At 54.1% G+C, this 25,690-nt stretch carries 24 protein-coding genes and 1 tRNA gene; 19 read left to right on the plus strand and 6 right to left on the minus strand.

Annotation, left to right across the window (positions count from 1 at the left end):
* Positions 1-77: 77 nt before the first annotated feature.
* From ACT9TW_RS09505 to ACT9TW_RS09515, 3 genes are all read left to right on the plus strand, one after another.
* Complete coding sequence (locus ACT9TW_RS09505; RefSeq protein ID WP_446492218.1) at positions 78-1,253, plus strand: MFS transporter; 1,176 nt, start codon at positions 78-80, stop codon at positions 1,251-1,253.
* 136 nt (positions 1,254-1,389) lie between these two features.
* On the plus strand, positions 1,390-2,190 hold the full coding sequence (locus tag ACT9TW_RS09510) for an endonuclease/exonuclease/phosphatase family protein (protein WP_014068998.1): 801 nt from the start codon (positions 1,390-1,392) through the stop codon (positions 2,188-2,190).
* Positions 2,191-2,269: 79 nt separating this feature from the next.
* The gene (locus ACT9TW_RS09515) at positions 2,270-3,040 is read left to right on the plus strand and encodes a class I SAM-dependent methyltransferase (protein WP_315687950.1); all 771 of its coding nucleotides are present in this window, start codon (positions 2,270-2,272) and stop codon (positions 3,038-3,040) included.
* Between the two features lie 53 nt (positions 3,041-3,093).
* On the opposite strand, the gene mltD is transcribed toward ACT9TW_RS09515, so the two are convergent.
* On the minus strand, positions 3,094-4,458 hold the full coding sequence (gene mltD / locus ACT9TW_RS09520) for a murein transglycosylase D (protein WP_182059682.1): 1,365 nt from the start codon (positions 4,456-4,458) through the stop codon (positions 3,094-3,096).
* Positions 4,459-4,526: 68 nt separating this feature from the next.
* Entirely contained in the window at positions 4,527-5,285 is a 759-nt protein-coding gene (gloB, locus tag ACT9TW_RS09525) for a hydroxyacylglutathione hydrolase (protein ID WP_315687951.1), read from the minus strand.
* Positions 5,286-5,317: 32 nt separating this feature from the next.
* Between gloB and ACT9TW_RS09530 the strand changes: the two genes are divergently transcribed.
* The gene (locus ACT9TW_RS09530) at positions 5,318-6,034 is read left to right on the plus strand and encodes a class I SAM-dependent methyltransferase (RefSeq protein WP_182059686.1); all 717 of its coding nucleotides are present in this window, start codon (positions 5,318-5,320) and stop codon (positions 6,032-6,034) included.
* Here the strand turns inward: ACT9TW_RS09530 and rnhA are convergent, their stop codons facing one another.
* Entirely contained in the window at positions 6,035-6,502 is a 468-nt protein-coding gene (gene rnhA, locus ACT9TW_RS09535; protein WP_446492219.1) for a ribonuclease HI, read from the minus strand. It abuts the gene before it with no gap.
* Positions 6,503-6,566: 64 nt separating this feature from the next.
* Here rnhA and dnaQ point away from each other — a divergent pair, with 64 nt between their 5' ends.
* The 9 genes from dnaQ (at position 6,567) to ACT9TW_RS09580 (ending at position 15,666) form a co-directional block, all read left to right on the plus strand.
* Positions 6,567-7,298 carry a DNA polymerase III subunit epsilon gene (gene dnaQ, locus ACT9TW_RS09540; RefSeq protein WP_446492220.1) on the plus strand — a complete coding sequence of 244 codons (732 nt, stop codon included), beginning with the start codon at positions 6,567-6,569 and terminating at the stop codon, positions 7,296-7,298.
* A gap of 131 nt (positions 7,299-7,429) precedes the next feature.
* A tRNA-Asp gene (locus ACT9TW_RS09545) sits at positions 7,430-7,506 on the plus strand.
* A gap of 383 nt (positions 7,507-7,889) precedes the next feature.
* The gene (locus ACT9TW_RS09550; RefSeq protein WP_166717170.1) at positions 7,890-8,609 is read left to right on the plus strand and encodes a FadR/GntR family transcriptional regulator; all 720 of its coding nucleotides are present in this window, start codon (positions 7,890-7,892) and stop codon (positions 8,607-8,609) included.
* Positions 8,606-9,619: an ABC transporter ATP-binding protein gene (locus ACT9TW_RS09555; protein ID WP_446492221.1), complete on the plus strand. Its 1,014-nt coding sequence runs from the start codon at positions 8,606-8,608 to the stop codon at positions 9,617-9,619. The genes ACT9TW_RS09550 and ACT9TW_RS09555 overlap by 4 nt, the downstream gene beginning before the upstream one ends.
* Positions 9,616-10,698: an ABC transporter ATP-binding protein gene (locus ACT9TW_RS09560; RefSeq protein WP_446492222.1), complete on the plus strand. Its 1,083-nt coding sequence runs from the start codon at positions 9,616-9,618 to the stop codon at positions 10,696-10,698. The genes ACT9TW_RS09555 and ACT9TW_RS09560 overlap by 4 nt, the downstream gene beginning before the upstream one ends.
* 2 nt (positions 10,699-10,700) lie before the next feature.
* A complete protein-coding gene (locus ACT9TW_RS09565) occupies positions 10,701-12,215 on the plus strand; it encodes an ABC transporter substrate-binding protein (RefSeq protein ID WP_446492223.1) in 1,515 nt (504 codons plus the stop codon).
* Between the two features lie 19 nt (positions 12,216-12,234).
* The gene (locus ACT9TW_RS09570; protein WP_166717172.1) at positions 12,235-13,176 is read left to right on the plus strand and encodes an ABC transporter permease; all 942 of its coding nucleotides are present in this window, start codon (positions 12,235-12,237) and stop codon (positions 13,174-13,176) included.
* A gap of 3 nt (positions 13,177-13,179) precedes the next feature.
* Positions 13,180-14,055, plus strand: coding sequence for an ABC transporter permease (locus ACT9TW_RS09575; RefSeq protein WP_014069009.1), 876 nt, complete (start codon positions 13,180-13,182; stop codon positions 14,053-14,055).
* 9 nt (positions 14,056-14,064) lie between these two features.
* Positions 14,065-15,666, plus strand: coding sequence for a gamma-glutamyltransferase family protein (locus ACT9TW_RS09580; protein WP_446492700.1), 1,602 nt, complete (start codon positions 14,065-14,067; stop codon positions 15,664-15,666).
* Positions 15,667-15,716: 50 nt separating this feature from the next.
* On the opposite strand, the gene ACT9TW_RS09585 is transcribed toward ACT9TW_RS09580, so the two are convergent.
* Together ACT9TW_RS09585 and fadE are read right to left on the minus strand one after the other, a co-directional pair.
* Positions 15,717-16,487 carry an amidohydrolase gene (locus tag ACT9TW_RS09585; RefSeq protein WP_446492224.1) on the minus strand — a complete coding sequence of 257 codons (771 nt, stop codon included), beginning with the start codon at positions 16,485-16,487 and terminating at the stop codon, positions 15,717-15,719.
* Between the two features lie 108 nt (positions 16,488-16,595).
* Positions 16,596-19,040 carry an acyl-CoA dehydrogenase FadE gene (gene fadE, locus ACT9TW_RS09590; RefSeq protein ID WP_446492225.1) on the minus strand — a complete coding sequence of 815 codons (2,445 nt, stop codon included), beginning with the start codon at positions 19,038-19,040 and terminating at the stop codon, positions 16,596-16,598.
* A 239-nt stretch (positions 19,041-19,279) separates the two neighbouring features.
* Here fadE and lpcA point away from each other — a divergent pair, with 239 nt between their 5' ends.
* Positions 19,280-19,858 carry a D-sedoheptulose 7-phosphate isomerase gene (gene lpcA / locus ACT9TW_RS09595; RefSeq protein ID WP_182059709.1) on the plus strand — a complete coding sequence of 193 codons (579 nt, stop codon included), beginning with the start codon at positions 19,280-19,282 and terminating at the stop codon, positions 19,856-19,858.
* A 46-nt stretch (positions 19,859-19,904) separates the two neighbouring features.
* A complete protein-coding gene (locus tag ACT9TW_RS09600) occupies positions 19,905-20,672 on the plus strand; it encodes a class II glutamine amidotransferase (RefSeq protein WP_182059711.1) in 768 nt (255 codons plus the stop codon).
* Here ACT9TW_RS09600 and dpaA read toward each other — a convergent pair.
* Positions 20,643-21,383, minus strand: a complete 741-nt coding sequence (gene dpaA, locus ACT9TW_RS09605) for a peptidoglycan meso-diaminopimelic acid protein amidase (RefSeq protein ID WP_446492226.1) — start codon at positions 21,381-21,383, stop codon at positions 20,643-20,645. The two genes, ACT9TW_RS09600 and dpaA, sit on opposite strands and share 30 nt — an antisense overlap.
* Before the next feature lie 299 nt (positions 21,384-21,682).
* Here dpaA and ACT9TW_RS09610 point away from each other — a divergent pair, with 299 nt between their 5' ends.
* Genes ACT9TW_RS09610 through ACT9TW_RS09625 form a run of 4 tightly spaced genes read left to right on the plus strand, consistent with a single transcriptional unit; the run spans position 21,683 to position 25,686 of the window.
* On the plus strand, positions 21,683-23,026 hold the full coding sequence (locus tag ACT9TW_RS09610) for a Na(+)-translocating NADH-quinone reductase subunit A (protein WP_446492227.1): 1,344 nt from the start codon (positions 21,683-21,685) through the stop codon (positions 23,024-23,026).
* Between the two features lie 3 nt (positions 23,027-23,029).
* Positions 23,030-24,268, plus strand: coding sequence for an NADH:ubiquinone reductase (Na(+)-transporting) subunit B (locus tag ACT9TW_RS09615; protein WP_182059718.1), 1,239 nt, complete (start codon positions 23,030-23,032; stop codon positions 24,266-24,268).
* On the plus strand, positions 24,261-25,055 hold the full coding sequence (locus ACT9TW_RS09620) for a Na(+)-translocating NADH-quinone reductase subunit C (protein WP_446492228.1): 795 nt from the start codon (positions 24,261-24,263) through the stop codon (positions 25,053-25,055). Before ACT9TW_RS09615 ends, ACT9TW_RS09620 begins: the two co-directional genes overlap by 8 nt.
* Positions 25,048-25,686 (plus strand): NADH:ubiquinone reductase (Na(+)-transporting) subunit D, encoded by a 639-nt coding sequence (locus ACT9TW_RS09625; RefSeq protein WP_182059722.1) that lies wholly within the window; start codon positions 25,048-25,050, stop codon positions 25,684-25,686. Before ACT9TW_RS09620 ends, ACT9TW_RS09625 begins: the two co-directional genes overlap by 8 nt.
* Positions 25,687-25,690 lie beyond the last annotated feature (4 nt).

Consider the following 25,690-nt stretch of genomic DNA (forward strand, 5'->3'; position numbering starts at 1 on the left):
AGATTTTGACCATTTTTGTTATTTAAGCACTGGCGCATACTTCTTGTCATCTTAATCCTGATGATACGGAGTATTTTATGCCACTGGCGCTACTTGCCCTGACGATCAGTGCCTTCGCAATTGGCACGACCGAATTTGTTATCGTGGGTCTGGTTCCTACGATTGCGAACCAACTTGCCATCTCTCTGCCTTCTGCCGGGCTGCTGGTTTCTATCTACGCATTAGGTGTGGCCGTTGGTGCCCCTGTGCTTACGGCGTTGACCGGACGTTTTCCGCGCAAGCAGTTATTGATGGCGCTGATGGTTCTGTTCACCGCCGGGAATATTCTGGCCTGGCAAGCACCTGACTACACCACGCTGGTCATTGCCCGCTTGCTGACGGGCCTTGCCCATGGTGTTTTTTTCTCGATTGGCTCAACCATTGCAACCAGCCTGGTGCCAAAAGAGAAAGCGGCATCTGCCATTGCGATTATGTTTGGCGGGTTAACTGTCGCGCTGGTCACCGGCGTGCCTCTGGGGACGTTTATCGGCCAACATTTTGGCTGGCGCGAAACATTCCTGGCCGTCTCAGTACTGGGAGTGATAGCCCTGGTGGCCAGTCTGCTTCTCGTCCCTTCAAATATCCCTGGCCGTGCGAGTGCCAGCCTGAGCGATCAACTTAAAGTACTGACCCATCCTCGCCTTCTGATCATCTATGCGATCACGGCTTTGGGGTATGGCGGTGTCTTTACCGCTTTTACATTCCTTGCACCGATGATGCAGGATCTGGCGGGCTTCTCACCGAGCGCAGTTAGTTGGATCTTGTTGGGTTATGGCGTGTCGGTGGCAATAGGCAATATCTGGGGTGGCAAGCTTGCCGATAAACACGGTGCAGTACCGGCCCTGAAATTTATTTTCGCTGCGCTGGTTGTACTGCTGCTGATCTTCCAGTTCACCGCTTCTGTGCAATATGCGGCGCTGGCCACGGTACTGGTGATGGGGATCTTTGCATTTGGTAACGTGCCGGGTCTTCAGGTCTATGTCGTTCAGAAGGCAGAGCTTTATACACCCAATGCCGTCGATGTTGCATCTGGTCTGAACATTGCTGCATTCAATATTGGTATCGCACTCGGTTCCATTATCGGTGGGCAGACTGTTGAGCACTTTGGCCTGAATCAGACACCGTGGATTGGCGCAGCGATCGTGCTTATCGCATTCCTGCTGATTGGCCTGAGCGGTCGCCTTGATAAACCTGCCCGGGTGGCTCTTGGCTAAATAACAGTAAGTGCTTGCTTACAAAACTCGGAAAGGTTTCTCAGTAATTGCGTTGAAACTGTGACCTAAAATCCCTATAACATTAGAACCAGTCCGTTTTCCGGGCTGGTTCATGTTATAGAGGTCATTTCCGAAAGTGCGAAAAAATACCTATGCCATGCGTTATGTTGCCGGATTACCCGCGGAGAGAATACTGCCTCCGGGATCGTTCGCGAGCATCAGCCAGGCATTACCCGCCGGTACGCCATTAAGCAGCGATGAAAAAATTCGTGTGCTGGTGTGGAATATCTTTAAGCAACAGCGTGCTGAGTGGTTATCCGTCCTCAAAAATTTTGGTAAGGACGCTCATCTCGTTCTCCTGCAAGAAGCGCAAACGACGCCTGAGCTGGTAAGGTTTGCGACCACTAACTATCTCGCGGCCGATCAGGTGCCTGCGTTTGTGCTGCCGCAGCACCCTTCTGGTGTCATGACGCTTTCAGCGGCGCATCCTGTTTATTGTTGTCCCCTTCGTGAGCGAGAACCCATTCTGCGGCTGGCAAAATCGGCGCTGGTTACCGTCTACCCGTTACCGGATAGCCGTTTGCTGATGGTCGTAAATATTCACGCTGTTAATTTCAGCCTGGGCGTCGATGTCTACAGTAAGCAGTTACTTCCGATTGGCGATCAGATTGCCCATCACAGCGGGCCTATCATTATGGCAGGGGATTTTAATGCCTGGAGCCGCCCACGGATGAACGCCTTGTATCGCTTTGCGCGCGAGATGTCGCTGCGCGAAGTTCGTTTTAACGATGACCAGCGTAAGAAAGCCTTTGGTCGTCCTCTCGATTTTGTCTTTTATCGCGGTTTGAGCGTTCACGATGCCTCTGTGCTGGTGACACGCGCATCCGATCACAATCCTCTACTAGTTGAATTCAGTCCCGGCAAACCTGATAAATAATGGTGTGTCAGGTCTGCCGTGGGGCAGACCTATGTGCAGGTGCTGCCCTTTATTTTTTTATCAACCAAAGGACAGTAAGATGACAACACACTCCCATCATGACAACGTAGAAAAACAGTTTGGCTCCCAGGCAAGTGCTTATCTGAGCAGCGCCGTCCATGCGTCTGGTCGAGATCTGACTCGCCTCAGCGAGCGGCTGGCGGCATTCCCGCAGGCGCACGTGCTGGATTTGGGTTGTGGGGCAGGGCACGCTAGTTTTGCCGCTGCGCAGCAGGTCGCTCAGGTAACAGCATACGATTTGTCCAGCCAGATGCTCGACGTTGTAACGGAGGCCGCCAAAGCTAAAGGGCTGAAAAACCTCGTTACCCGTCAGGGGTACGCGGAATCATTACCGTTTGCCGATGATACTTTTGAGATTGTCATCAGTCGTTACTCCGCGCACCACTGGCACGATGTCGGGCAAGCATTGCGGGAAGTTAAACGTGTGCTGAAGCCGGGTGGGATTTTTATCATCATGGATATCATGTCGCCTGGCCATCCGGTACGGGATGTCTGGTTGCAGACGGTTGAAGCACTGCGCGACACATCGCATGTTCGCAATTATTCCAGTGGGGAGTGGTTGCAGATGACCGCAGAGGCTGGGTTGATTTCACGCTCATTGATAACAGACCGATTGCCGCTTGAATTCAGCTCCTGGATTGCGCGGATGCGGACGCCAGAAGCATTAAGCCAGGCTATTCGTCTTTATCAGGATAGCGCGTCTGCGGACGTGAAGGCGTACTTTGAGCTGCAGGAGGATGGATCGTTTACCAGCGATACCATTATGGCTGAAGTACAAAAAGCGGGATAAATAAAAAAAGGCACCGGGGGAATCGGTGCCTTTTTTATGTTCAGACTGTCTGATCACGAGTCTGGCGTTGCGCTATTTTTCACAAACAGCGTCAACTGATCGCCAGGTTGCAGATTGTCAGTATCGTTATTCCAGCGCATAACATCCTGGATGTTCACGCCGTGACGTTTTGCAATACTGGACAGCGAATCACCCTTACGCACGCGATAAGTAATGCTATCGCTGTTGTTGGCAAGACGCTGCGCACTGCTACCTGCGCCAACCGTCAGATTCTGACCCACTTTCAGACCAGAGCTACGCAGATTGTTCCACTGCTGTAGGTCTTTTGCGCTCACGCCAAGACGTGAAGCAATACCTGAAAGCGTATCACCTGAACGAACCTTATAGCTGCGGCTGCTTACTGATGAAGTATCTGCAACAAGCGTAGACTGAACCGCTGCAATCTCACCAGAAGCTAAAGACTCGCGTAACTGCTCCGCGTGTTTTTGCGGAACCATCACATACTGAGGGCCACTGGCACCCAGCGTTGAGCCTTTAACGCCTGCATTAAAGGTTTTCAGTTTACTTACCGACATACCCGTCATATCGGCAACCTGTTGAATATCAACCGGGCTGCTGAGGCGAACACGCGCCAGTGCACGACTTTCGTCTGGTGTTGGCAGTTGTACACCGTAACGCTTGCTATTCTTGAGAATATCGCTCAATGCCAGCATTTTCGGTACGTAAACCTTGGTTTCCTGTGGCAGTGAGAGCGACCAGAAGTCGGTGGATTTTCCACGCGCTTTATTCGCTTTCATTGCCTTCAGTACACGACCTTCACCACTGTTGTACGCTGCGACTGTTAACAACCAGTCACCGTCGAACATCTTGTTCAGACGTTGCATCATGTCGAGAGCGGCAGTCGTGGAAGCGACTACATCACGACGCGCATCGTAGCTGCGGGTCTGTTTTAAACCATAATTGCGCCCTGTGCTCGGTATGATCTGCCAAATGCCTGCGGCATTGGCGCCAGACGTCGCGTGTGGGTCAAAAGCGCTCTCCACTATGGGTAGGAGTACCAGCTCCATCGGCATGTTACGTTTCTTAACTTGCCCGGCTATCCAGTACATATACGGCTCTGCCCGTAAAGTTACATCGTGGAGATAGCTCTTATTTCTCAAATACTTCTGTTTCTGTTCGCGAATCCGGGTGTTTTCCGGAATTCCCATCTTTAGCTCGTCGCCAATAGAGGCCCACAAGTCCTGATCCTGCGCGAATGATGTCCCATCGTCCATCCATCGCGCCTGACTTGTAAACTTCCCTGCTTCCCCTTGACCAGCTGCAGAAAGGCTCTGTGCGTGCTGTTGTACGTTGCTGCCGTTTTGCGACTGGCAACCTACAAGCAGGACAGAGGCGAGTAATATCGCTTTTGCCTTCATGTGTGTGTCAATAGTTGCTTAAAAGACGAGCGATGATAACGGCGAAATTTTCAAAAGGCAACCCAGAATTATCGGAAGTTATCTTTCTTGGACCTTAACCATGCAAAACAATCTTCTGGTTGTTGCAAATTTGTTTCTTGGTTAATTTTATTAATTAAATCAATATCATGTGTTCTTAAAAATAAATTTATTTCACGCTCATTTTTCAGAATTACGGGGAGTGTTTTTTGGTTTTTTGCACGTAACTCCTTCACTTTCTGGTAATAATCCTGAATAGCGCGATCGTCGGGTAAGATGCTTACAGCAAACTTCATATTCCCTAATGTATATTCATGTGCGCAACAAATGAGCGTGTCGTCCGGGAGCGCGGCAATCTTCTGTAAAGATTGATACATCTGCGCTGGCGTACCTTCAAACAACCTTCCGCAGCCGCCTGAAAAGAGTGTGTCGCCGCAAAATAGATAAGGTTTGCTGTAGAAACAAATATGTCCTGAAGTGTGACCCGGTGTGGCAAAAACGGAAAAATCCCACCCGAGAATGAGGACTTTTTCGCCTTCTTTGACTACATGAGTGGTTCCCTTATCTTGTGTTTCTGCCGGTCCGTATACCACAAGATGCGGAAATTTTGCCCGCAATGCAGGGACACCGCCAACGTGATCGTTATGATGATGCGTCAGGAGAATAGCTTCCGGTTGCCAGCCGTTTTCGGCAATTGCAGTTAAAATCGGCGCGGATTCTCCGGGATCGACAATGACGCAACGACGATCGTCGTCAACTAAAACCCAGATGTAATTGTCCTGGAAGGCTGGAATACTGATAAGATTCATTAATTACCTCTTTTAACGTGGCGGGCGTTTTGATGAAACCGGCAAGGATACCTCAGACTGTCGCAGCACCGGAACGTTGGGCGGAATTGCCCTGGGGTGAATACTATCGCGAGGCGTTAGAACAACAGCTTAAACCCTGGCTTGCGAAAATGTATGGTTTTCACCTGCTTAAAATTGGCAATCTCAGTGCAGAAATCAACACTGAAAGTTGTGCTATCTCACATCAGGTTAACGTCTCTCTTGGGGGATCGCCCGTTCAGGTTAAAGCCGATCCGTTGCATTTGCCTTTTGCGGAAAAATCCGTCGATGCTTGTCTGCTGGCACATACCTTGCCCTGGTGCAGTGATCCGCATCGTTTGCTGCGTGAAGCCGACCGGGTGCTGATCGATGACGGCTGGCTGATCCTCAGCGGCTTCAATCCACTGAGTCTGATGGGGCTACGTAAACTGGTGCCAGTGCTGCGCCGCACGCCACCTTATAACAGCCGAATGTTTACGCTGATGCGCCAGCTGGACTGGCTTTCACTGCTGAACTTTGAAGTCCTCTGCTACGGTGGTTTTCAGGTGTTACCCTGGTCCCGACAAGGCGGAGTGTTACTGAGCACACATCTGCCGGCGCTGGGCTGTATGCAGTTTATCGTGGCGCGTAAGCGGACGATTCCCCTCACGCTTAACCCGATGAAACAAAGTAAATCGAAAACCCAGATCCGTCAGACCGTTGGCGCAACGCGGCAGTATCGCAAACCCTGATCAGGATTCAGGCTGATACCCGACATCTTCCTGAGTTGGGTTTGACGCGGCTGTACGAGCCAGCTCGTCACAGCGTTCGTTTTCCGGGTGTCCGGCATGGCCTTTTACCCATTCCCATTTGATTTCATGCTGCCCTAACGCGGCGTCCAGGCGCTTCCAGAGATCGACATTTTTGACCGGTTTTTTATCTGCCGTTTTCCAGCCGCGTTTTTTCCAGTTGAAGATCCACTGGGTAATGCCCTGGCGCACGTACTGGCTGTCGGTGCTCAGTACCACATCGCAGTGCTCTTTTAACGCTTCCAGCGCCACGATGGCCGCCATCAGCTCCATGCGGTTGTTGGTGGTCAGGCGATAGCCTTCACTAAAGGTTTTTTCATGCTGACGATAGCGCATAATGGCGCCGTAACCGCCAGGTCCTGGGTTACCGAGACAAGATCCATCGGTGAAAATTTCTACCTGTTTACGCATCTCTGGTAGACTTCCTGTATTTGAAACGTTCAGTTAAACGATAAGTCTGACATAAATGACCGACATGAGCACTGCAATTACTCGCCAGATTGTTCTCGATACCGAAACCACCGGTATGAACCAAATCGGCGCACACTACGAAGGGCACAAGATTATTGAGATCGGTGCTGTAGAGGTAGTGAACCGTCGCCTTACGGGGAACAACTTCCACGTTTATCTCAAGCCGGACCGGCTGGTGGACCCGGAAGCGTTCGGCGTTCACGGTATTGCCGATGAGTTCTTGCTGGATAAGCCGACCTTTGCAGATGTTGCAGACGAATTTCTGGAATACATCAGAGGCGCAGAGCTGGTCATTCACAACGCATCGTTCGATATCGGCTTTATGGACTATGAGTTCAGCAAGCTCAATCGCGATATTCCGAAGACCAATACCTTCTGTAAGGTGACCGATAGCCTGGCGCTGGCAAGGAAGATGTTTCCCGGCAAGCGAAACAGCCTTGATGCACTCTGTTCACGTTACGAGATAGACAACACCAAGCGTACGCTCCACGGCGCATTGCTCGATGCCCAGATCCTGGCGGATGTCTATCTGACCATGACCGGTGGGCAGACGTCGATGGCATTCAGTATGGAAAATGAAGGCCAACAAACTCTGGGTGAATCGGGTATTCAGCGGGTTGTGCGTCAGGCGAGTCGTTTACGCGTGGTTTTAGCCAGTGATGAAGAGTTGCTTAACCACGAATCCCGTCTCGATTTAGTGCAGAAGAAAGGCGGAAGTTGCATGTGGCGTGCATAAACAGTGCCTGAATGCCTGTAAAATCACCGTCTGGGCGATTTTTGCAGCAAACGATTCAAAACTTAAGAAAAAGCGTTGACGAGCTCAGAGGCAATCCGTAATATCCGCTTCGTTCCCCAAACGGGAACAGTGGAGCGGTAGTTCAGTCGGTTAGAATACCTGCCTGTCACGCAGGGGGTCGCGGGTTCGAGTCCCGTCCGTTCCGCCACTATTCAGAAGGCCTGAATCAGAAATGATTCAGGCCTTCGTCGTTTCTATCCCGCAAAAAGCTTATCTAATACCTTTTGTTAATTAACAAATATTCAATATGAGTGGTGCAATTAATTAACAATCGCATGGTTATAGTGCATTGTTTGCACTGGATTTGTGCAATTACTGTGCTTTACTCATTCGCAGTCATTTCCATCTGTAACAATTTTGTAAAAATAAATCGCTTTAAATCATTCAGTTAACCTGCATTTTCCAGAAAGTTCCTGAACCAATGGTTTATTGGTTCATTATTTGCTTAATCATTAGGACGGTAAGTTATCGATCATATCCATAACTTATTGTTAATAAAAATAAAGAAATGATGACAGCGAGCGAACCAATATGGAAAAACCGTCACGGTTTCTGGCAAATTCCAGTACCGCACTCGAGCAATTGCGCGGGCTTATTAACCAGCATGAGTCAACACCAGGCATTCCATTGCCCACTGAACGTGAGCTTTCGGAAACACTCGGCGTAGGGCGACGTGAAGTGCGCCGTGCGCTGGACGTGCTGGAAGAAGAAGGGCGGATCTGGCGTAAACAGGGCAAAGGCACGTTTATTGGCCCGGCAGCTCCTGTAGAGCCTTTGGCGCTTCAGGGGCTGGTACAACAGACCAATTTGCTGGAAGTGATGGAAGCTCGTCTGCAACTTGAACCCGGCCTGGCCCGTCTTGCGGCGCTGCGTGCCACCAGGGAAAACCTCGCGCTGATGCAGCGTATGCTGGAACGCATTAATAAGGTCAGCCCGGATGACCGCGATCTTAATGAACTGTGGGATAGCGCATTCCATCGCGCAATAGCAGAAGCTGCAGGTAACCGCCTGATGCTGGGGTTATTCGATGCAATTGATGCCGTCAGGCGCGAACCCGGCTGGCAACATCTGCGCGAATTAGCCCGCACCCCTGAACGCGTTGATAACTACAACGACCATCATCACAAAATCATGTCAGCGATTATCCATCGCCAGCCTAACGAAGCCGCTGCCGCGATGCGCGAACACCTGCTCAGCCTGCAAACGGCCCTGATTCAGGCAATTCACCTTGAGGACGATTTCACGCTATGACAACGATCCCGTTTAAGGAAGCATCTCCTGTTCTGCGGCTGCAAAACCTCAACGTTAAATTTGCGGGGTCGCCCGTCAGCGTACTTGATGGCATCTCGTTGACCGTAAAAGCGGGTGAAACGCTGGCGCTGGTAGGGGAATCCGGGTGTGGGAAAAGTATCACCTCGTTGGCGCTGATGGGGTTATTACCCGCCAGCGCACAAATCGTCAGCGGCGAGATGCAGTTTCGTCGCCATGATCTGCGAAAGCTCTCCCCGCGCGAATATGCCGATCTCCGTGGCCGCGAGCTGGCGATGATTTTTCAGGAACCCATGACCTCGCTGAACCCCGCTTTTACCCTGGGTGACCAGCTGAGCGAAGCGGTTATGCGCCATCAGAAAATGACGCGTGCGCAAGCAATGGACGCAGCGCTGAGCATTCTGGAAAAGGTTCAGATCCCGGCGGCAGAGATGCGCCTTAAGGCTTATCCGCACCAGCTTTCTGGCGGGATGCGTCAGCGTGTGATGATTGCGATGGCGCTGATTAATCACCCGCGTTTACTGATTGCCGACGAACCGACCACCGCGCTGGATGTGACCATTCAGGCGCAAATCCTTGCATTGCTCAACACATTAAAAGAAGAAACGGGCACGGCGGTGCTGATGATCACTCACGATTTGGGCGTGGTAGCGGAAGTGGCGCAGCAGGTGGCGGTGATGTACGCCGGACAAGTGGTGGAGCAGGGGAGCGTAGAGGCGATTTTTGCTGACCCGCAGCACCCGTACACCATCGGACTGATGGGATCTATTCCCTCGCTTGGGGCGCGTAAAGGCCAGCTTTCTACCATTCCGGGTGCCGTGCCGCTACCCGAATCCATGCCGAAAGGCTGCCGTTTTGCCACCCGTTGTCCTTTTGCGCAGACCCGTTGTCACGATGAAAAACCACAACTTAACACGTTGGGTGCAGGGCATCAGGTGGCCTGTTTCCGCGTACCGCTGGAACAACATATTGCACTGGGAGAGACTGCATGACGACGCCAATTCTTGAAGCCCGTGACCTCAGCAAGCTGTTCCCCGGCCCTAAAAAACTGTTTACTCCGGCGCGTTTTGTCACCGCCGTTGATCGTGTTTCCCTTTCCGTTATGCCGGGGGAAACACTGGCCATCGTGGGCGAATCCGGCTCCGGGAAATCCACGCTGGGCCGTTTGCTGCTGCGTCTGCTGGCCGCTAGCGAAGGGCGCGTATTTTATCAGGGCGAGGAGATAACGCACGCGTCTGGCGCGCGCCTTAATCAGCTCCGGCGCGAACTGCAAATTATTTTCCAGGATCCTTTTGCCTCACTGAACCCACGTATGACGGTCGAGCAGATCGTGGGCGAACCGTTGTGGCTGCATCAGAACATGAAAAAAGCAGACCGCCAGTACCGCGTTGCCGAGTTGCTTAAAACCGTTGGGCTACCGGCGGCCTGGGCCGGGCGTTATCCGCATGAATTTTCCGGCGGCCAGCGTCAGCGAATTGGCATTGCGCGAGCGCTGGCATCAGGGCCGAAACTGCTGCTGGGGGATGAGCCCGTCTCCGCGCTGGATGTCTCCGTACAGGCCCAGGTGGTCAACCTGCTGGAAAGTCTTAAGCACCAGTTGGGGCTGACGATGGTGATTGTCGCTCATGGTCTGGCGGTGATCCGTCATATGAGCGACCGCGTGGCGGTGATGTATCTCGGGCAAATTGTGGAGCTTGCCACCGTCGATGAAATCTTTGACGCGCCGCTGCACCCCTATACCCAGGCGCTGATTGCCTCTGCCCCGCAAATGCAGCCGGGCGCCCAGCGCGATACGCCGCTGTTACAAGGGGATTTGCCGAACCCGTCAAACCCGCCTTCCGGGTGTCGTTTCCATACCCGTTGCCCGTATGTCACCGATGAATGCCGCCAGGTTGAGCCGATTAACCAGGTGCTTGAAGGCGGGCGTCAGGTTGCCTGTCATCGCTGGCAGGACATTAATCGCGATCGCAGTGTTATTCAGATAGCACCGCCATCCGCAGCATTTCTGCGCCGCCGTGCGCTGTTTGAACACGCGGCATCTCACTCCTCCCTTCCTTCAAGGAACTCATGATAATGACAATGCGTAATTCTCTTTTGACCGTACTGGGAAGTGTAATGTTGCTTGGCGCGGCGCTGCCCGCGCATTCAGAAAGTGTGCTGCGAATTGGTCTGGGGGCAGACCCGGACATGCTCGACCCGCATCTGGCGCGCACCTACTATGGCCGTTTTGTTTTCGCCTCATTGTGCGACAGGCTGGTGGACGTTGACGAGCACCTGAAAGTGGTGCCGGGCCTGGCGAAGGACTGGTCCTGGAGTGACGACGGCAAAACCCTGACCATGAATCTGCGTGAAGGGGTGACCTTCCACGATGGTGAAAAATTCGATGCCGCTGCGGCGAAATACAACCTCGAGCGCGCCCTGACCTTAAAAGGCTCCCTGCGTAAAAGCGAGATCTCTTCTGTTGAGTCGGTTGACGTTACCGGCCCAATGCAAATCGCCCTGCATCTGAAAACCCCTGATGCCGCGCTGTTAATGCAGCTCACTGACCGTGCCGGCGCGATGATGGCGCCAGAAGCGGCGAAAAAACCTGATTTTGCGGCTCACCCGGTCTGTTCCGGCCCGTATAAGTTCGAGAGCCGCGTGTCGCAGGACCGCATCGTGTTGACGCGTTTTGATAACTACTGGAATAAAGACGCTTACCACTTCGACAAGATAATTTATCTGCCGATCCCGGATGCCTCTGTACGCCTGGCCAACCTGCGTGCGGGCGATCTTGATCTGACCGAAGGAATTGCAGCAAGCGATGTGAAAACCGTGGAGGCCGACAGCAAGCTGGCGCTGGCGAAGGTCACCGGCCTGGGTTATCAGGGCATTACTTTTAACATTAATAACGGCAAAGTCCCGGCCAACGATCCGTTCAAGGATGCCCGCGTGCGCGAGGCGTTCTCACAGGCTATCGACCGTGATGCCATCAATCAGGTGGTGTTTGAAGGGCTGTACACGCCTGCAAACCAGGCGTTTTCACCGGTTAGCCCATATCACGTCAACCTGCCGGTGCCACCGCGCGACGTCGACAAAGCGAAAGCGCTGCTGAAAGAAGCGGGCGTAACAACCCCCCTGACCGTAAACCTGCTGGTGCCAAACAACCCAACCTCTCAGCAGGTAGGGCAGGTGCTTCAGGCGATGGTGGCGGAGGCTGGCTTTAACCTCAATCTGCAAATGACCGAGTTCGCCACGCTGCTCGATCGCCAGCAAAGCGGTGATTATCAGCTGAGCTTCTCTGGCTGGTCTGGTCGCCCCGATCCGGATGGCAGCATCTTTGGCTTCATTAACAGCAAAGGCACCTTAAACGACGGCCGTTACAGCAATGCGCAGGTGGATGAATGGTTGACTCAGGCGCGTCTGAATACCGATCAGGCCGCACGCCAGCCGCTGTACGACAAAGTGGTGAAGCAACTGCAAACCGACATGCCTATCGCTTACCTCTACTTTGAGCCGCGTATTTTTGGCCTGAACAAAAGCGTGCAGGGCTTTAAACCTTACCCGGACGGCATTGTGCGTCTTGCCGGTCTGACGCTGGCGAAATAATAAGCCCCGAGGAGAAACCATGCTTGAACTGATTTGCAAACGTCTGCTGCTGGCCATCCCGACTCTGCTCCTGGTGAGCATGATGGTGTTCGGGCTGCAAAAGCTGCTGCCTGGCGACCCGCTGATCGCGATGGCCGGGGAGGAGCGCGATCCGGCGGTGATTGCGCAGCTGCGCGCTGAATTAAACCTCGATGCGCCGATTCCTGTGCAGTACTTCCACTGGCTGACGCGCGCGCTACAGGGCGATCTTGGTGTCTCCTTACGTACTCACGAACCGGTCACGCAGCTGATTGCCAGCAAACTGCCGGTGACGCTGGAGCTGTCGCTGCTGGCGATGATTATTGCGCTGGTGTTCGGCATCGGGATGGGGATCCTGGCGGCGGTCAATAAAAACAGCTGGGTGGATCATGGCGCGAACTTTGTGGCGATCTCGGGGATCTCGATACCGCACTTCTGGCTTGGGATCCTGCTGATCCTGGTGTTTTCAGTCAATCTGCAATGGCTGCCTGCCTCCGGGTTTGTGCCGTTCAGTGAAGATCCGCTCCAGAACCTGCGCACGCTGCTGTTGCCGGCATCGGTTCTGGGGACGGGGCTGGCGGCCACGCTGATGCGCCATACCCGAGCGTCGATGATTGCCGTGCTGAAAGCGGATTACATCCGTACCGCCCGGGCAAAAGGGTTGCTGCCAAAAGCGGTGATTTTAAAGCACGCATTTCGCAATGCGCTGGTCCCGGTTATCACCCTCACCACGCTGCTGTTTGGCGAGCTGCTGGGCGGCGCGGTGCTGACCGAGCAGGTCTTCACCATTCCGGGCTTTGGCAAGATGATCGTCGATTCTGTCTTTAACCGTGACTATGCCGTGGTGCAGGGCGTGGTGCTGATCGTGGCGATTGGTTTCCTGCTGCTGAACCTGCTGGCTGACGTGCTGTATGTCCTTATCAACCCGAAAATGCGAGGTTAAATGATGGCGGAACTGACGACTCAAACCGTTGCGCCTGCACTTCCGCGCGCGCAGAACCGGGTACTGAAAAAATTCCTCGCCAACAAAAGTGCGGTGATTGGCGCGGTGATTGTGGGCTTCTTCGTTTTGCTGGCGCTGCTCGCGCCCTGGATAGCCCCATTTGACCCGGTCAAAGCTAACTTTCTGGCGGTGCGTAAAGCCCCTTCGGCCATGTACTGGTTTGGCACTGACGAACTGGGGCGCGATATTCTGTCGCGCATTGTCTGGGGGGCGCGAACCTCACTGATGGCCGGATGTATGTCGGTAGTGATTGCCGTTGTCATCGGCGTGCCGCTGGGGCTGGTGGCGGGCTACTTCCAGAAAATGTGGGATGGCGTGATCTCGCGCTTTATTGAAGCACTGCTGGCCTGCCCATTCCTGATTATGGCGATCGCGCTGGGGGCGTTTTTAGGACCAAGCCTGACCAACGCCATGATCGCCATCGGTCTTTCCGCGATGCCTATCTTCGCTCGTCTGACGCGTGGCCAGGTGATTGCCATTCGCAATGAAGAGTACATCGACGGTGCGCGGGCGATTGGCCTGCCGGATCGCTGGATCATTGTGAAATACGTCCTGCCTAACGTGATGTCACCGATTCTGGTGCAGGCCACGCTGGCGATAGCCTCGGCGATTATCGCAGAAGCCAGTCTCTCATTTTTAGGGCTCGGCCAGCAGCCGCCGAATCCGTCCTGGGGCTCCATGCTTAATACCGCGAAGGGGTTCCTTGAGCAGGCCCCGTGGATGTCTGTTTTCCCCGGTATCGCGATTTTCCTTGCGGTACAGGGCTTTAATTTACTCGGTGACGGGCTGCGCGATGCGCTCGATCCGCGCCACGACTAAGGAGTCATGATGACCAAAGCGCTTGATTTTACTTCCGGTTACGATTCACGACGCCCCCCGATGATGGGCCACAACGCCGTGGCAACTTCGCAGCCGCTGGCGGCGCAGGCGGGGATGCGGATGCTGCAACTGGGCGGTAACGCCGTTGATGCCGCGATTGCCACTGCGATGGCGCTGACGGTGGTCGAACCCACCGGGAATGGTATTGGCAGCGATGCGTTTGCCATCGTCTGGGACGGGGAAAAACTTCACGGTCTTAATGCATCTGGTCGCTCACCTGCCAGCTGGCACGCGGATATGTTTGCCGGTAAAACGGCAGTGCCGGAAATTGGCTGGGAGGCCGTGACCGTTCCGGGCGCGGTATCGGGTTGGGTCGCACTGGCGGAACGTTTTGGCACATTGCCGCTCACAACGCTGGCTCAGCCCGCAATTGAGTATGCGCGTAACGGTTTCCCGGTGTCGCCGCTGATTGGTCATCTGTGGCAGCGCGGCTACAACAAGCTGAAAGACCAGCCGGGCTTTAGTGCGTGTTTCGCCCCGGAAGGACGTGCTCCGCGTATTGGCGAAATCTTCCGTAACCCGGCGCAAGCAAACTCGCTGGAGCTGATTGCCAAAACCAACGGTGAAGCGTTTTATCGTGGTGAGCTGGCGCAGAAAATTGCCGCCTTCGCCAAAGAACATGGCGCACATCTTTCGGCCGAGGATCTGGCAAACCATCGCGTAGACTGGGTTGAGCTGTTGTCGCGCGATTTTGCGGGCGGCTCGGTGCAGGAGTTGCCGCCAAACGGGCAGGGGATCGCCACGCTGATTGCGCTCGGCATCCTGGAGCAGTGCGGTATCGAAAAACATCACCCGGATTCCGTGCAGGCGCTGCACTTGTCCATTGAAGCAATGAAACTGGCGCTGGCCGATCTCGACCGCTACGTGGCGGATGAAGAGCATATGGAGTTTGCCGCCAAAGAGTTATTGAGCGATGCCTACCTGAAATCGCGCGCTGCGCTGATTGACCAGGATAAAGCCTCTGACTTTACCTACGGTTCCCCAACCCAAAGCGGGACGGTTTATCTCACCGCAGCGGATTCCAGCGGCATGATGATCTCCTTTATTCAGTCAAACTTTATGGGCTTTGGCTCCGGCGTGGTGGTTCCCGATACCGGGATCAGCCTGCAAAACCGTGGCTGCGGTTTTGTGCTGGATCCAAATCACCCGAACGCGCTGGCAGGCAACAAACGCCCGTTCCACACCATCATTCCGGGCTTTGCGATGGACGGGAACGGCAAGCCGCTAATGTCATTCGGCGTGATGGGCGGGCCAATGCAGGCGCAGGGGCACATGCAAATGGCGCTGCGTATTATGCTGCACGGGCAAAACCCGCAGGCGGCAATCGACGCGCCGCGCTGGCGCGTGGTACAGGGCAGAGAGGTTATTGTTGAGTCGACGTTTGACCGCAATACCATTGCGGCGCTGCGCGAGCGCGGGCATCAGATTGTTGTGGAAGACCCACTTCAGGATTACAACTTTGGTGGCGCGCAGGTGATTTACCGTCTGCCGGAAGGGCACTACGTAGCCGCGACGGAAAGCCGCAAAGACGGGCAGGCGTTGGTCAGCTAATGATTTTCCACCCTCTCCCTTTGGGAGAGGGCTGGGGTGAGGGGAAGCATTCACCCAATGCTAAACGGATCCGCATCCTGCCACGCCGGAAACTTCTCCCGATACTCTTTCAGCGCCGTCATCGAAATCTCAGCATCAATACGCGTTGCCTGATGCGGCTCGGCGGTGGCAATAATCTCACCCTGTGGATTAATGACCCGGCTGTCGCCCCGGTAGTGATGCCCGTTGCCGTCGGTGCCCACACGGTTACAGCCAACGACATAAGCCTGATTTTCAATCGCGCGCGCCACCAGCAGCGACTGCCAGTGCAGGGAGCGCGGTGCAGGCCAGTTGGCAACATACAGCGCCACGTCATAATCATTACGGTTACGCGACCAGACCGGGAAACGCAGGTCGTAGCAAACCAGCGGCAGAATGCGCCAGCCGCGCCACTCAAACACCACGCGCTCATTACCCGCTTCGTAGTGATGATGTTCATCCGCCATGCGGAACAGGTGACGTTTATCGTAAAAATGCACGTTGCCTTCCGGCTCGACCAGCAGGAAGCGGTTCACCGGCCCGCGATCGGTTTGCAGTGCGGCACTGCCGGCAATCAGGGCGTTGGTTTGTTGCGCTTTGGCGTGCATCCAGGCAACCACGTCGTCTTGTGGCATTGACTGTTTTGCCGCTTCCATCGCGAAGCCGGTGGTGAACATCTCTGGCAGGACAATGACATCGCGCCCGGTAATACCTTCCAGTTGACGATCAAAGTGACGCAGGTTGGCAGGGCCATCCATCCACACTAAAGGTTGCTGCAAAATCGAAATCTTCAGACCAGGCACAATTCAGACTCCTCAAACGACTGCTTTTTGACACTGTAGCACGACACCACGAGAAAATGTGGCAATAAAAAACCCCGCACGCGGCGGGGTTTGTCAGCACGAAACGGGTTATGCCGCCTCAGGTTTACGGTGCTTCTCCGGCATCTTTACGGGCTGTGTCGCCAGCTCTTCCGGTTCGAAATCATCCACGTTGATACTGCGCAGACGGCTTTCTTCCGCTTTCACCAGAATTGCCGCTTCATCTTTATCGATGATACCGCCCGCCAGCGCTTGTTTAGCCAGTTCATCCAGACGGGTAAACGGCAGGTTTTTGCCCAGCTGTTTACAGATTTTCTGGTGAATCGGATCGGCGGCCATCACATCCAGCAGCGCCTCTTCCAGCAGACCCACCGGGTTATGCTCGGTTGGCGCCAGGTACTGACCACGGCCGATACGGGAGCGGGTTGCGCTCGGTACTTGCAGGATCTTCGCCACCTTATGATCCAGCTTGTCAGATGGTGCCAGGTGATGACGTCCGGTCGGGAAGATCACCACGCGCAGGGCTCCAGCCACAAAGCGGTTCGGGAAGTTTGCCAGCAAATCGTCGATAGCCTGCTCAGCCTGATGCATAGCATCCTGTACACCCCAGTGCACCAGCGGCAGATCCGCTTCCTGACGGCCTTCGTCGTCATAACGTTTCAGCACCGCGGAGGCCAGGAATACCTGACTCAGCACATCACCCAGACGAGCAGAGATACGTTCACGACGCTTCAGGCTACCGCCCAGTACCGCCATGGAAACGTCAGACAGCAGAGCCAGGTTGGCACTCAGACGGTTCAGCTGTTGGTAATAGCGCTTAGTTGCATCACCGGTTGGTGTCGAGCTGGTGCGACCGTTGGTCAGACCCAGCCAGAAACTGCGCATTTTGTTGCTGCCCACGTGACCGATATGTTTGAACAGCAGCTTATCGAAGGCATCAACATCGTTATTCTGAGCGGCGGCCATCTCTTCCAGCACGTACGGATGGCAGCGAATAGCACCCTGGCCGAAGATCATCATGCTGCGGGTCAGGATATTCGCCCCTTCAACGGTGATCGCGATTGGCGCACCCTGATAACCACGGGCGAGGAAGTTGCCTTCGCCGAGCATAATGCCTTTACCACCCGCGATATCCATTGCATCGATGATCGACTGCTGGGCACGGTGGGTACAGTGGTACTTCACAATTGCAGACAGCACGGCCGGTTTTTCGCCCAGCATAATGCCGTAGGTAATTAACGATGCTGCGGCATCCATTACGTAGGCATTACCCGCGATGCGCGCCAGCGGCTCTTCGATACCTTCCATTTTGCCGATGGAAATTTTGAACTGGCGGCGGATATGCGCGTAAGCACCAATCCCCATCGCCACAGACTTCAGACCACCGGTTGAGTTCGACGGCAGCGTAATGCCGCGACCCACCGACAGACATTCCACCAGCATACGCCAGCCCTGACCGGCCATTTTCGGGCCGCCGATGATGTAATCAATCGGTACAAAGATATCCTGACCGCGGGTCGGGCCGTTCTGGAACGGCACGTTCAGCGGGAAGTGACGACGACCGATTTCAACGCCTGGAGTAGAGGTTGGGATCAGCGCACAGGTAATGCCCAGATCTTCTTCACCACCCAGCAGTTTTTCCGGGTCGGAAAGTTTAAAGGCCAGGCCCAGCACGGTGGCGATAGGTGCCAGCGTGATGTAGCGCTTGTTCCAGGTCAGGCGCATCCCGAGCACCTGCTCACCCTGCCATTCACCCATGCAAACCACACCGGTATCCGGGATAGCGCCTGCATCTGAACCCGCTTCAGGGCTGGTCAGCGCGAAGCATGGAATTTCAAGGCCACGAGCCAGACGCGGCAGGTAGTGATCTTTCTGTTCTTCGGTACCGTAATGTTGCAGCAGCTCGCCCGGGCCTAAAGAGTTCGGTACGCCGACGGTGATCGCCAGGATACCGGAAACGCCAGACAGTTTTTGCAGTACGCGAGCCTGAGCGTAGGCAGAGAATTCCAGGCCACCGTACTCTTTCTTGATGATCATGGCGAAGAAGCGATGCTCTTTCAGATACGCCCACAGTTCTGGCGGCAGGTCGGCCATTTCGTGAGTAATCGCAAAATCGTTCGCCATGCGGCACGCTTCTTCCACCGGACCGTCGATGAAGGCCTGTTCTTCAGCGGTCAGTCGTGGCTGCGGATAGTTATGCAGCTTTTTCCAGTCCGGGTTGCCCTGGAACAGGTCGCCTTCCCACCAGGTGGTGCCCGCATCAATCGCCTCTTTCTCAGTACGCGACATCGGCGGCATCACTTTACGAAAGCCCTTGAACACCGGTGCGGAGATCATCGACTTACGCATAGGCGTAAAGTTAAACGGCAACAGGATGATTGCCAGAGGAACCAAAAGCCAGATATTCCAGAGACCTGCGACGCCAAACGCAGCCGTCCAGGCCAGTAAAATCAGGCTGCTCAGGAATAAACTTACACGGTGATAGAACAGCACACCGAGCAGAACAACAGTTGCGATAATGCTCAAAATCATCATAAAGAAAAGCTCCCTTGCTTGTAGGAGGTCTGACCACTTGTGATGATATGGTTGTAGTGGATGTTATTTCTTTTAGCAATACGTTCACAAAATAATTACAACCTGGTTCACATTGTTCATGTTTTGGCAGGCACGAAAAATCAAAACGCCGGACGAATCGCAAGGCTTTAGCTTCTCGCTTTTATCGCTATCCGGTACACTCCACTGTGTTATTTCATCAATACTGAAGGATTATCCTCATGTACCAGGATCTTATTCGTAACGAACTGAACGAAGCGGCGGAAACGCTGGCCAACTTTCTGAAAGATGATGCCAATATTCACGCTATTCAGCGCGCGGCGGTCCTGCTGGCCGACAGCTTCAAAGCCGGTGGTAAAGTGCTCTCCTGCGGTAATGGTGGCTCTCACTGCGACGCAATGCACTTCGCGGAAGAGCTGACCGGACGTTATCGTGAAAACCGCCCAGGGTATCCGGCGATTGCGATTTCTGACGTTAGCCACATTTCCTGCGTGAGTAACGATTTTGGTTACGACTATGTCTTCTCGCGTTACGTCGAAGCGGTAGGCCGTGAAGGTGATGTTCTGCTGGGCATTTCCACTTCCGGTAACTCTGGTAACGTGATCAAAGCGATTGCTGCTGCGCGTGAAAAAGGCATGAAAGTCATCACCCTGACCGGTAAAGATGGCGGTAAGATGGCGGGTACTGCGGATATCGAAATCCGTGTTCCGCACTTCGGTTATGCCGATCGCATTCAGGAAATTCACATCAAAGTGATTCATATCCTGATTCAGTTGATCGAAAAAGAAATGATCAAGTAAGACTTCGCTGGGGGCATGAATGCCCCCGCTGTTGTGGAGGTGATGTATGTGCGAACTGCTCGGGATGAGCGCCAATGTGCCAACCGATATCTGCTTTAGTTTCACCGGGCTGGTTCAGCGCGGTGGGGGAACCGGGCCGCATAAAGACGGCTGGGGCATTACCTTCTACGAAGGCAAAGGCTGTCGCACGTTCAAAGATCCGCAACCCAGCTTTAATTCACCAATTGCCAAACTGGTGCAGGACTATCCGATAAAGTCTTGCTCGGTTATCGCGCATATCCGCCAGGCGAATCGCGGTGAAGTGGCGCTGGAAAATACCCATCCCTTCACCCGTGAACTGTGGGGCCGTAACTGGACTTACGCGCACAACGGGCAGCTTTCTGGCTATAAATCGCTGGAAACCGGTAACTTCCGCCCGGTAGGGGAAACCGACAGTGAAAAAGCCTTCTGCTGGCTGCTGCACAAGCTGACGGAGCGCTACCCGCGTACCCCAGGCAACATGACTGCTGTGTTTAAATACATCGCGACGCTGGCCTCTGAACTACGTGAAAAAGGCGTGTTCAATATGCTGCTCTCTGACGGGCGCTACGTGATGGCGTTCTGCTCGACGAATCTGTTCTGGATCACCCGCCGCGCACCGTTTGGCGTTGCGACGCTACTCGATCAGGATGTGGAGATAGACTTTCAGAAGGAGACCACACCGAACGATGTGGTCACTGTCATTGCCACGCAACCGCTGACGGGCAACGAAACCTGGCAAAAGATTATGCCAGGCGAGTGGGTACTATTTTGCCTCGGGGACCGAGTAGTTTGATGCCAGTTGTGGCTGGACGACTTCGTGGCTCAGAGGTTTACTGACCACATAGCGGCCATCCACAACCGAAATGACAGGCGGCTTATGCGTCTGCTCGAAGTAGTCAAAGCCTGGTTTCAGCTGTTTCCAGAAATCCGAGTAGTAGGAGTACTGGTGACGCTTCATGTTGGCATCGGTCATGCGGAACGGATAAATGCTTATCTGTACGCTTGACTGACCGAAGACTAACGCGCCGGTGACAAACTGGAAAATCTCATCAATGCTGGTATCGGTCATCGCATAACAGCCGATAGACACGCAGGCACCGTGGATCATCAGGTATTTACCTTCGTAACCGTGAGCACGGTCATAGGCATTCGGGAAGCCGATATTAATGGCTTTATAGAAGCGGCTGTCAGGTTTTAACTGGCTACGCTGAACGTTATAAAACCCTTCCGGGCTTTTAAAATCGCCCTGACGCTGTTTTGGCCCCAGACCACCGGAGTAATTACAAATCTTGTAACTGTCGAGCAGCTGGTATGTCTCACCCATTTTCACAAACAGGTCGAGTGTGCGTTCTTCCTTGAAGATTTGAATATAAACCGGTGATCCCATTAACTGCTGTTTATATTCTTTGCTGATCGGCGTGGTGGAGCTGTTGCTGCTGAGCAGCCCGGCAAATGACACGCACGGAATCAGAAGCATCGCAATGAACAATGCGATTTTACGCATACTACTAGTTCCTTGATAAAACTAAGACCAAATTGCCAGGACGGCAAAAGATACCCGAAATCAGATTATTCTGGTTAGGAGCGCTCACATTAGCACCGCTGTAGTTTTTCGCAAGCGTGAACGAGCGAGTTTACAAAATAGTTTTACCTTATAACCCATCCTGCCCGCGCTGGCGTTAGGAACTTTGCGTAATAGCTCGCATTTTGGCGCGCGCTTCGGCAGTTCCGCTGCCCCTGAAAGGGTGAAAATGGTACACTTCAGCCCCTCTGGATTGTTGTTCATGGATACTTGCTAACCACATGTTTAGAATCAGAAAAGGACTTGATCTCCCGATCGCTGGCGTGCCAGAACAGCACGTATCACAAGCCCCTAATATTCACCATGTCGCCGTGTTGGGCGCAGATTATGTCGGAATGCGCCCCTCGATGCTGGTGCAGGAAGGGGAACGGGTCATCAAAGGACAGGCGCTCTTCGAAGATAAAAAAAATCCGGGCGTGAAGTTCACTGCACCTGCCAGTGGCACCGTTGTGGCAATCAACCGTGGCGAACGCCGCGTATTGCAGTCGGTTGTTATCCGTATTGAAGGTAACGAACAGCGCGAGTTTGCACGTTTTGACGTCGCCGATTTCCCCACCCTGAAGCGCGAAGTTGTGCAGACGCAACTGCTGGAATCCGGCCTGTGGACTGCATTTCGCACGCGGCCGTTCAGCAAATCCCCGGTGCCCGGCTCAGTACCGGCCGCCATCTTCGTCACGGCTATTGATACCAACCCGCTCAGCGCAGACCCGCAGCCTCTTATCTTTGCACAGCGTAAAGCGTTTGATGCCGGGCTTGCCCTGCTGACACGGCTGACGGCCGGGAAAGTCCACATCTGCCAGGGCAGTGGCGGCAAGCTTGGTGGCCATCCGCAAGGTCAGGTTACCTTTAATGAATTTGCTGGCCCGCATCCGGCAGGCCTTGCCGGAACGCACATTCATTTTCTTGAACCCGTCAGCCTGACGAAGCAGGTCTGGCATCTTAATTATCAGGATGTGATTGCTATCGGTAAGCTCTTTACTGAGGGCGAATTGTGTTCTGAACGGGTGATCGCCATCGGTGGGCCGCAGGCTGTGAACCCGCGTCTGGTGCGCACGTTGCTGGGGGCGGATATCTCTGAACTGATGTCGGGTGAAACAAAAGAGGGTGAAAACCGTCTGATCTCCGGTTCGGTGCTCAGCGGCAGGCAGGCTGCTGGTGCGCAGGCATATCTGGGGCGTTTTCACTTACAGGTCAGCATTGTGCAGGAAGGGCGCGAGAAAGAACTGTTTGGCTGGGTGCTACCCGGTGCGGATAAATTCTCTGTTACCCGCACCACGCTTGGACACTTCCTGCGCCACAAGCTTTTTAACTTCTCAACCAGCACTCACGGCGGTGAGCGCGCAATGGTGCCAATTGGCAACTACGAGCGTGTGATGCCGCTCGATATCCTGCCAACCCTGTTGCTACGCGATCTGCTGGCCGGTGACAGCGATGGCGCGCAGGCGCTCGGCTGCCTGGAGCTGGATGAAGAAGACCTGGCGCTTTGCACCTATGTTTGCCCAGGGAAATACGAATACGGACCCGTATTGCGCGAGGTGTTAACCCGCATTGAGCAGGAAGGATAACTGATGGGCTTAAAACACCTCTTCGAAAAAATGGAGCCGCACTTCTTACAGGGCGGCAAACTGGAAAAGTACTACCCGCTGTTTGAAGCAACCGCGACCGTTTTCTACACGCCAGGGCTAGTCACGAAAGGCGCCACGCACGTTCGTGATGCCATTGATCTTAAAAGGATGATGATCCTGGTCTGGCTCGCCGTTTTTCCAGCCATGTTCTGGGGCATGTACAACGTCGGCCTGCAAACCATCCCGGCGCTGCACCATCTGTATGATGCGCCGCAGTTGGCACAGATAATTCAGTCAGACTGGCATTATCGTCTGGCTCAACTGCTTGGCGTGAGCTTTGCCGCTGATGCCAGCTGGATAAGCATGATGACGCTGGGGGCGGTTTTCTTCCTGCCGATTTACCTCACGGTCTTTATCGTTGGCGGGTTCTGGGAAGTCCTGTTCGCCATTATTCGCAAACATGAAATCAACGAAGGTTTCTTTGTCACCTCTATTCTGTTTGCCCTGATTGTGCCGCCAACCTTACCTCTGTGGCAGGCTGCGCTTGGCATCAGCTTCGGGGTGGTGATTGCAAAAGAGATCTTCGGCGGAACCGGGCGAAACTTCCTCAACCCGGCACTGGCAGGGCGTGCATTCCTGTTTTTTGCCTATCCGGCTCAAATCTCTGGCGACCTGGTCTGGACGGCGGCAGATGGCTTTTCCGGCGCGACCCCGCTTTCGCAGTGGGCGGCTCACGGCGGTGAAACGCTGGTGAATAACGCCACGGGGCAACCCGTCACCTGGTTTGATGCCTTTATCGGCAATCTCCCCGGGTCGATTGGTGAAGTCTCTACGCTGATGATTTTGCTTGGCGGGGCCATCATTCTGTTCGGGCGAGTGGCCTCCTGGCGCATTGTCGCGGGTGTGATGCTGGGTATGGTGCTCACCGCCACGCTGTTTAATGTTATCGGCTCTGCCACCAACCCCATGTTCTCTATGCCCTGGTACTGGCATCTGGTTCTGGGGGGCTTTGCTTTTGGCATGATGTTTATGGCAACTGACCCTGTTTCGGCCTCATTCACCGACAAAGGGAAATGGTGCTACGGCGCGCTTATCGGCGTGATGTGTGTATTGATTCGCGTGGTCAACCCGGCGTATCCGGAAGGGATGATGTTGGCCATTTTGTTTGCCAACTTGTTTGCGCCGCTATTCGATTATCTGGTGGTACGCGCCAACATTAAGCGGAGGAAGGCGCGTGGCTGATATCAAAAATAACGACAGCACCGGCAAAACGCTGCTGGTGGTGCTGGTGCTCTGCCTGGTGTGTTCCATTGTGGTGGCGGGCTCTGCCGTGGGTTTAAAACCTCTTCAGCAGGAGCAGCGCGCACTGGACAAACAGCGCAACATTCTGGCGGTTGCCGGGCTTATGCAGGACGGGATGAGCGCGGATGATGTGGCAAAAATCTTTGCCGAACGCATTTCGTCCCGGCTGGTGGATCTCAAAACAGGTGAGCTGCTGGACCGCGACCCAGCGAAATATAATCAGGCTCAGGCACTGAAAGATCCGCAGATGAGCATTGTGCTGGAAGCATCTCAAGATCCGGCCGGCATTAAGCGACGCAGCAATCTTGCGGAGATCTATCTGGTACGCGACGAGAAAAAACGCGTGCAGGAGATGGTGCTGCCGATCTACGGCAACGGCCTGTGGTCAATGATGTATGCCTTTGTTGCGTTAGATACAGACGGTCGCACGGTGAAAGGCATTACCTACTATGACCAGGGTGAAACGCCGGGGCTCGGCGGTGAAATCGAGAACCCTAACTGGCGGGCGCAGTTTATCGGTAAAAAAGTGCTCGACGATGACGGATTACCCGCGCTGAGAGTGATGAAAGGGGCGGCGCGTCCAGGTGATGAGTTCGCTGTGGACGGGCTTTCCGGGGCAACACTCACGTCCAACGGCGTGCAGCACAGTTTTGACTTCTGGATGGGGGAGCTGGGTTTTGGCCCCTTCCTGAAAAATGTACGTGAAGGAGCGCTGAACAATGGCTGATGCGGGTGAATTGAAAGAAGTTAAAAAGGTACTCGTTGGCCCGCTTTTAGCCAATAACCCGATTACGTTGCAGGTGCTTGGCGTCTGTTCTGCACTGGCGGTGACTACCAAGCTGGAAACTGCGCTGGTGATGACCGTCGCGGTGACGCTGGTGACTGCATTTTCCAGCATGTTTATCTCCATGATCCGCCACCACATTCCGAACAGCGTGAGGATCATCGTGCAGATGGCGATTATCGCGTCACTGGTGATCGTCGTCGATCAGCTGTTGCGCGCTTTTGCCTATGAAACCTCAAAACAGCTCTCGGTATTTGTTGGTTTGATCATCACCAACTGTATTGTGATGGGGCGCGCAGAAGCCTACGCCATGAAGATGCCGCCGCTGGCGAGCTTTATGGACGGTATCGGCAACGGCCTGGGATATGGGGTCATTCTCCTGACGGTGGGTTTCCTGCGTGAGTTAATCGGCAGCGGTAAGCTGTTCGGTATCACTGTGCTGGACACGGTGCAACATGGCGGCTGGTATCTGCCTAACGGGCTGTTCCTGCTGGCCCCAAGTGCATTTTTCATTATCGGTTTGCTGATCTGGCTGATTCGTACCCTGAAACCAGAACAGCAGGAAAAGGAGTAACCGA

Source organism: Enterobacter sp. C4G1 (assembly GCF_052886895.1).

Excerpts from the sequence above, each read along its gene's own strand:
- ACT9TW_RS09505 (WP_446492218.1), top strand. The coding sequence starts at position 78 with ATGCCACTGGCGCTACTTGCCCTGACGATCAGTGCCTTCGCAATTGGC.
- ACT9TW_RS09515 (WP_315687950.1), top strand. The coding sequence starts at position 2,270 with ATGACAACACACTCCCATCATGACAACGTAGAAAAACAGTTTGGCTCC.
- mltD (WP_182059682.1), bottom strand. The coding sequence starts at position 4,458 with ATGAAGGCAAAAGCGATATTACTCGCCTCTGTCCTGCTTGTAGGTTGC.
- gloB (WP_315687951.1), bottom strand. The coding sequence starts at position 5,285 with ATGAATCTTATCAGTATTCCAGCCTTCCAGGACAATTACATCTGGGTT.
- ACT9TW_RS09530 (WP_182059686.1), top strand. The coding sequence starts at position 5,318 with ATGAAACCGGCAAGGATACCTCAGACTGTCGCAGCACCGGAACGTTGG.
- rnhA (WP_446492219.1), bottom strand. The coding sequence starts at position 6,502 with ATGCGTAAACAGGTAGAAATTTTCACCGATGGATCTTGTCTCGGTAAC.
- dnaQ (WP_446492220.1), top strand. The coding sequence starts at position 6,567 with ATGAGCACTGCAATTACTCGCCAGATTGTTCTCGATACCGAAACCACC.
- ACT9TW_RS09550 (WP_166717170.1), top strand. The coding sequence starts at position 7,890 with ATGGAAAAACCGTCACGGTTTCTGGCAAATTCCAGTACCGCACTCGAG.
- ACT9TW_RS09555 (WP_446492221.1), top strand. The coding sequence starts at position 8,606 with ATGACAACGATCCCGTTTAAGGAAGCATCTCCTGTTCTGCGGCTGCAA.
- ACT9TW_RS09560 (WP_446492222.1), top strand. The coding sequence starts at position 9,616 with ATGACGACGCCAATTCTTGAAGCCCGTGACCTCAGCAAGCTGTTCCCC.
- ACT9TW_RS09565 (WP_446492223.1), top strand. The coding sequence starts at position 10,701 with ATGACAATGCGTAATTCTCTTTTGACCGTACTGGGAAGTGTAATGTTG.
- ACT9TW_RS09570 (WP_166717172.1), top strand. The coding sequence starts at position 12,235 with ATGCTTGAACTGATTTGCAAACGTCTGCTGCTGGCCATCCCGACTCTG.
- ACT9TW_RS09575 (WP_014069009.1), top strand. The coding sequence starts at position 13,180 with ATGGCGGAACTGACGACTCAAACCGTTGCGCCTGCACTTCCGCGCGCG.
- ACT9TW_RS09580 (WP_446492700.1), top strand. The coding sequence starts at position 14,065 with ATGACCAAAGCGCTTGATTTTACTTCCGGTTACGATTCACGACGCCCC.
- fadE (WP_446492225.1), bottom strand. The coding sequence starts at position 19,040 with ATGATGATTTTGAGCATTATCGCAACTGTTGTTCTGCTCGGTGTGCTG.
- lpcA (WP_182059709.1), top strand. The coding sequence starts at position 19,280 with ATGTACCAGGATCTTATTCGTAACGAACTGAACGAAGCGGCGGAAACG.
- ACT9TW_RS09600 (WP_182059711.1), top strand. The coding sequence starts at position 19,905 with ATGTGCGAACTGCTCGGGATGAGCGCCAATGTGCCAACCGATATCTGC.
- dpaA (WP_446492226.1), bottom strand. The coding sequence starts at position 21,383 with ATGCGTAAAATCGCATTGTTCATTGCGATGCTTCTGATTCCGTGCGTG.
- ACT9TW_RS09610 (WP_446492227.1), top strand. The coding sequence starts at position 21,683 with ATGTTTAGAATCAGAAAAGGACTTGATCTCCCGATCGCTGGCGTGCCA.
- ACT9TW_RS09615 (WP_182059718.1), top strand. The coding sequence starts at position 23,030 with ATGGGCTTAAAACACCTCTTCGAAAAAATGGAGCCGCACTTCTTACAG.
- ACT9TW_RS09625 (WP_182059722.1), top strand. The coding sequence starts at position 25,048 with ATGGCTGATGCGGGTGAATTGAAAGAAGTTAAAAAGGTACTCGTTGGC.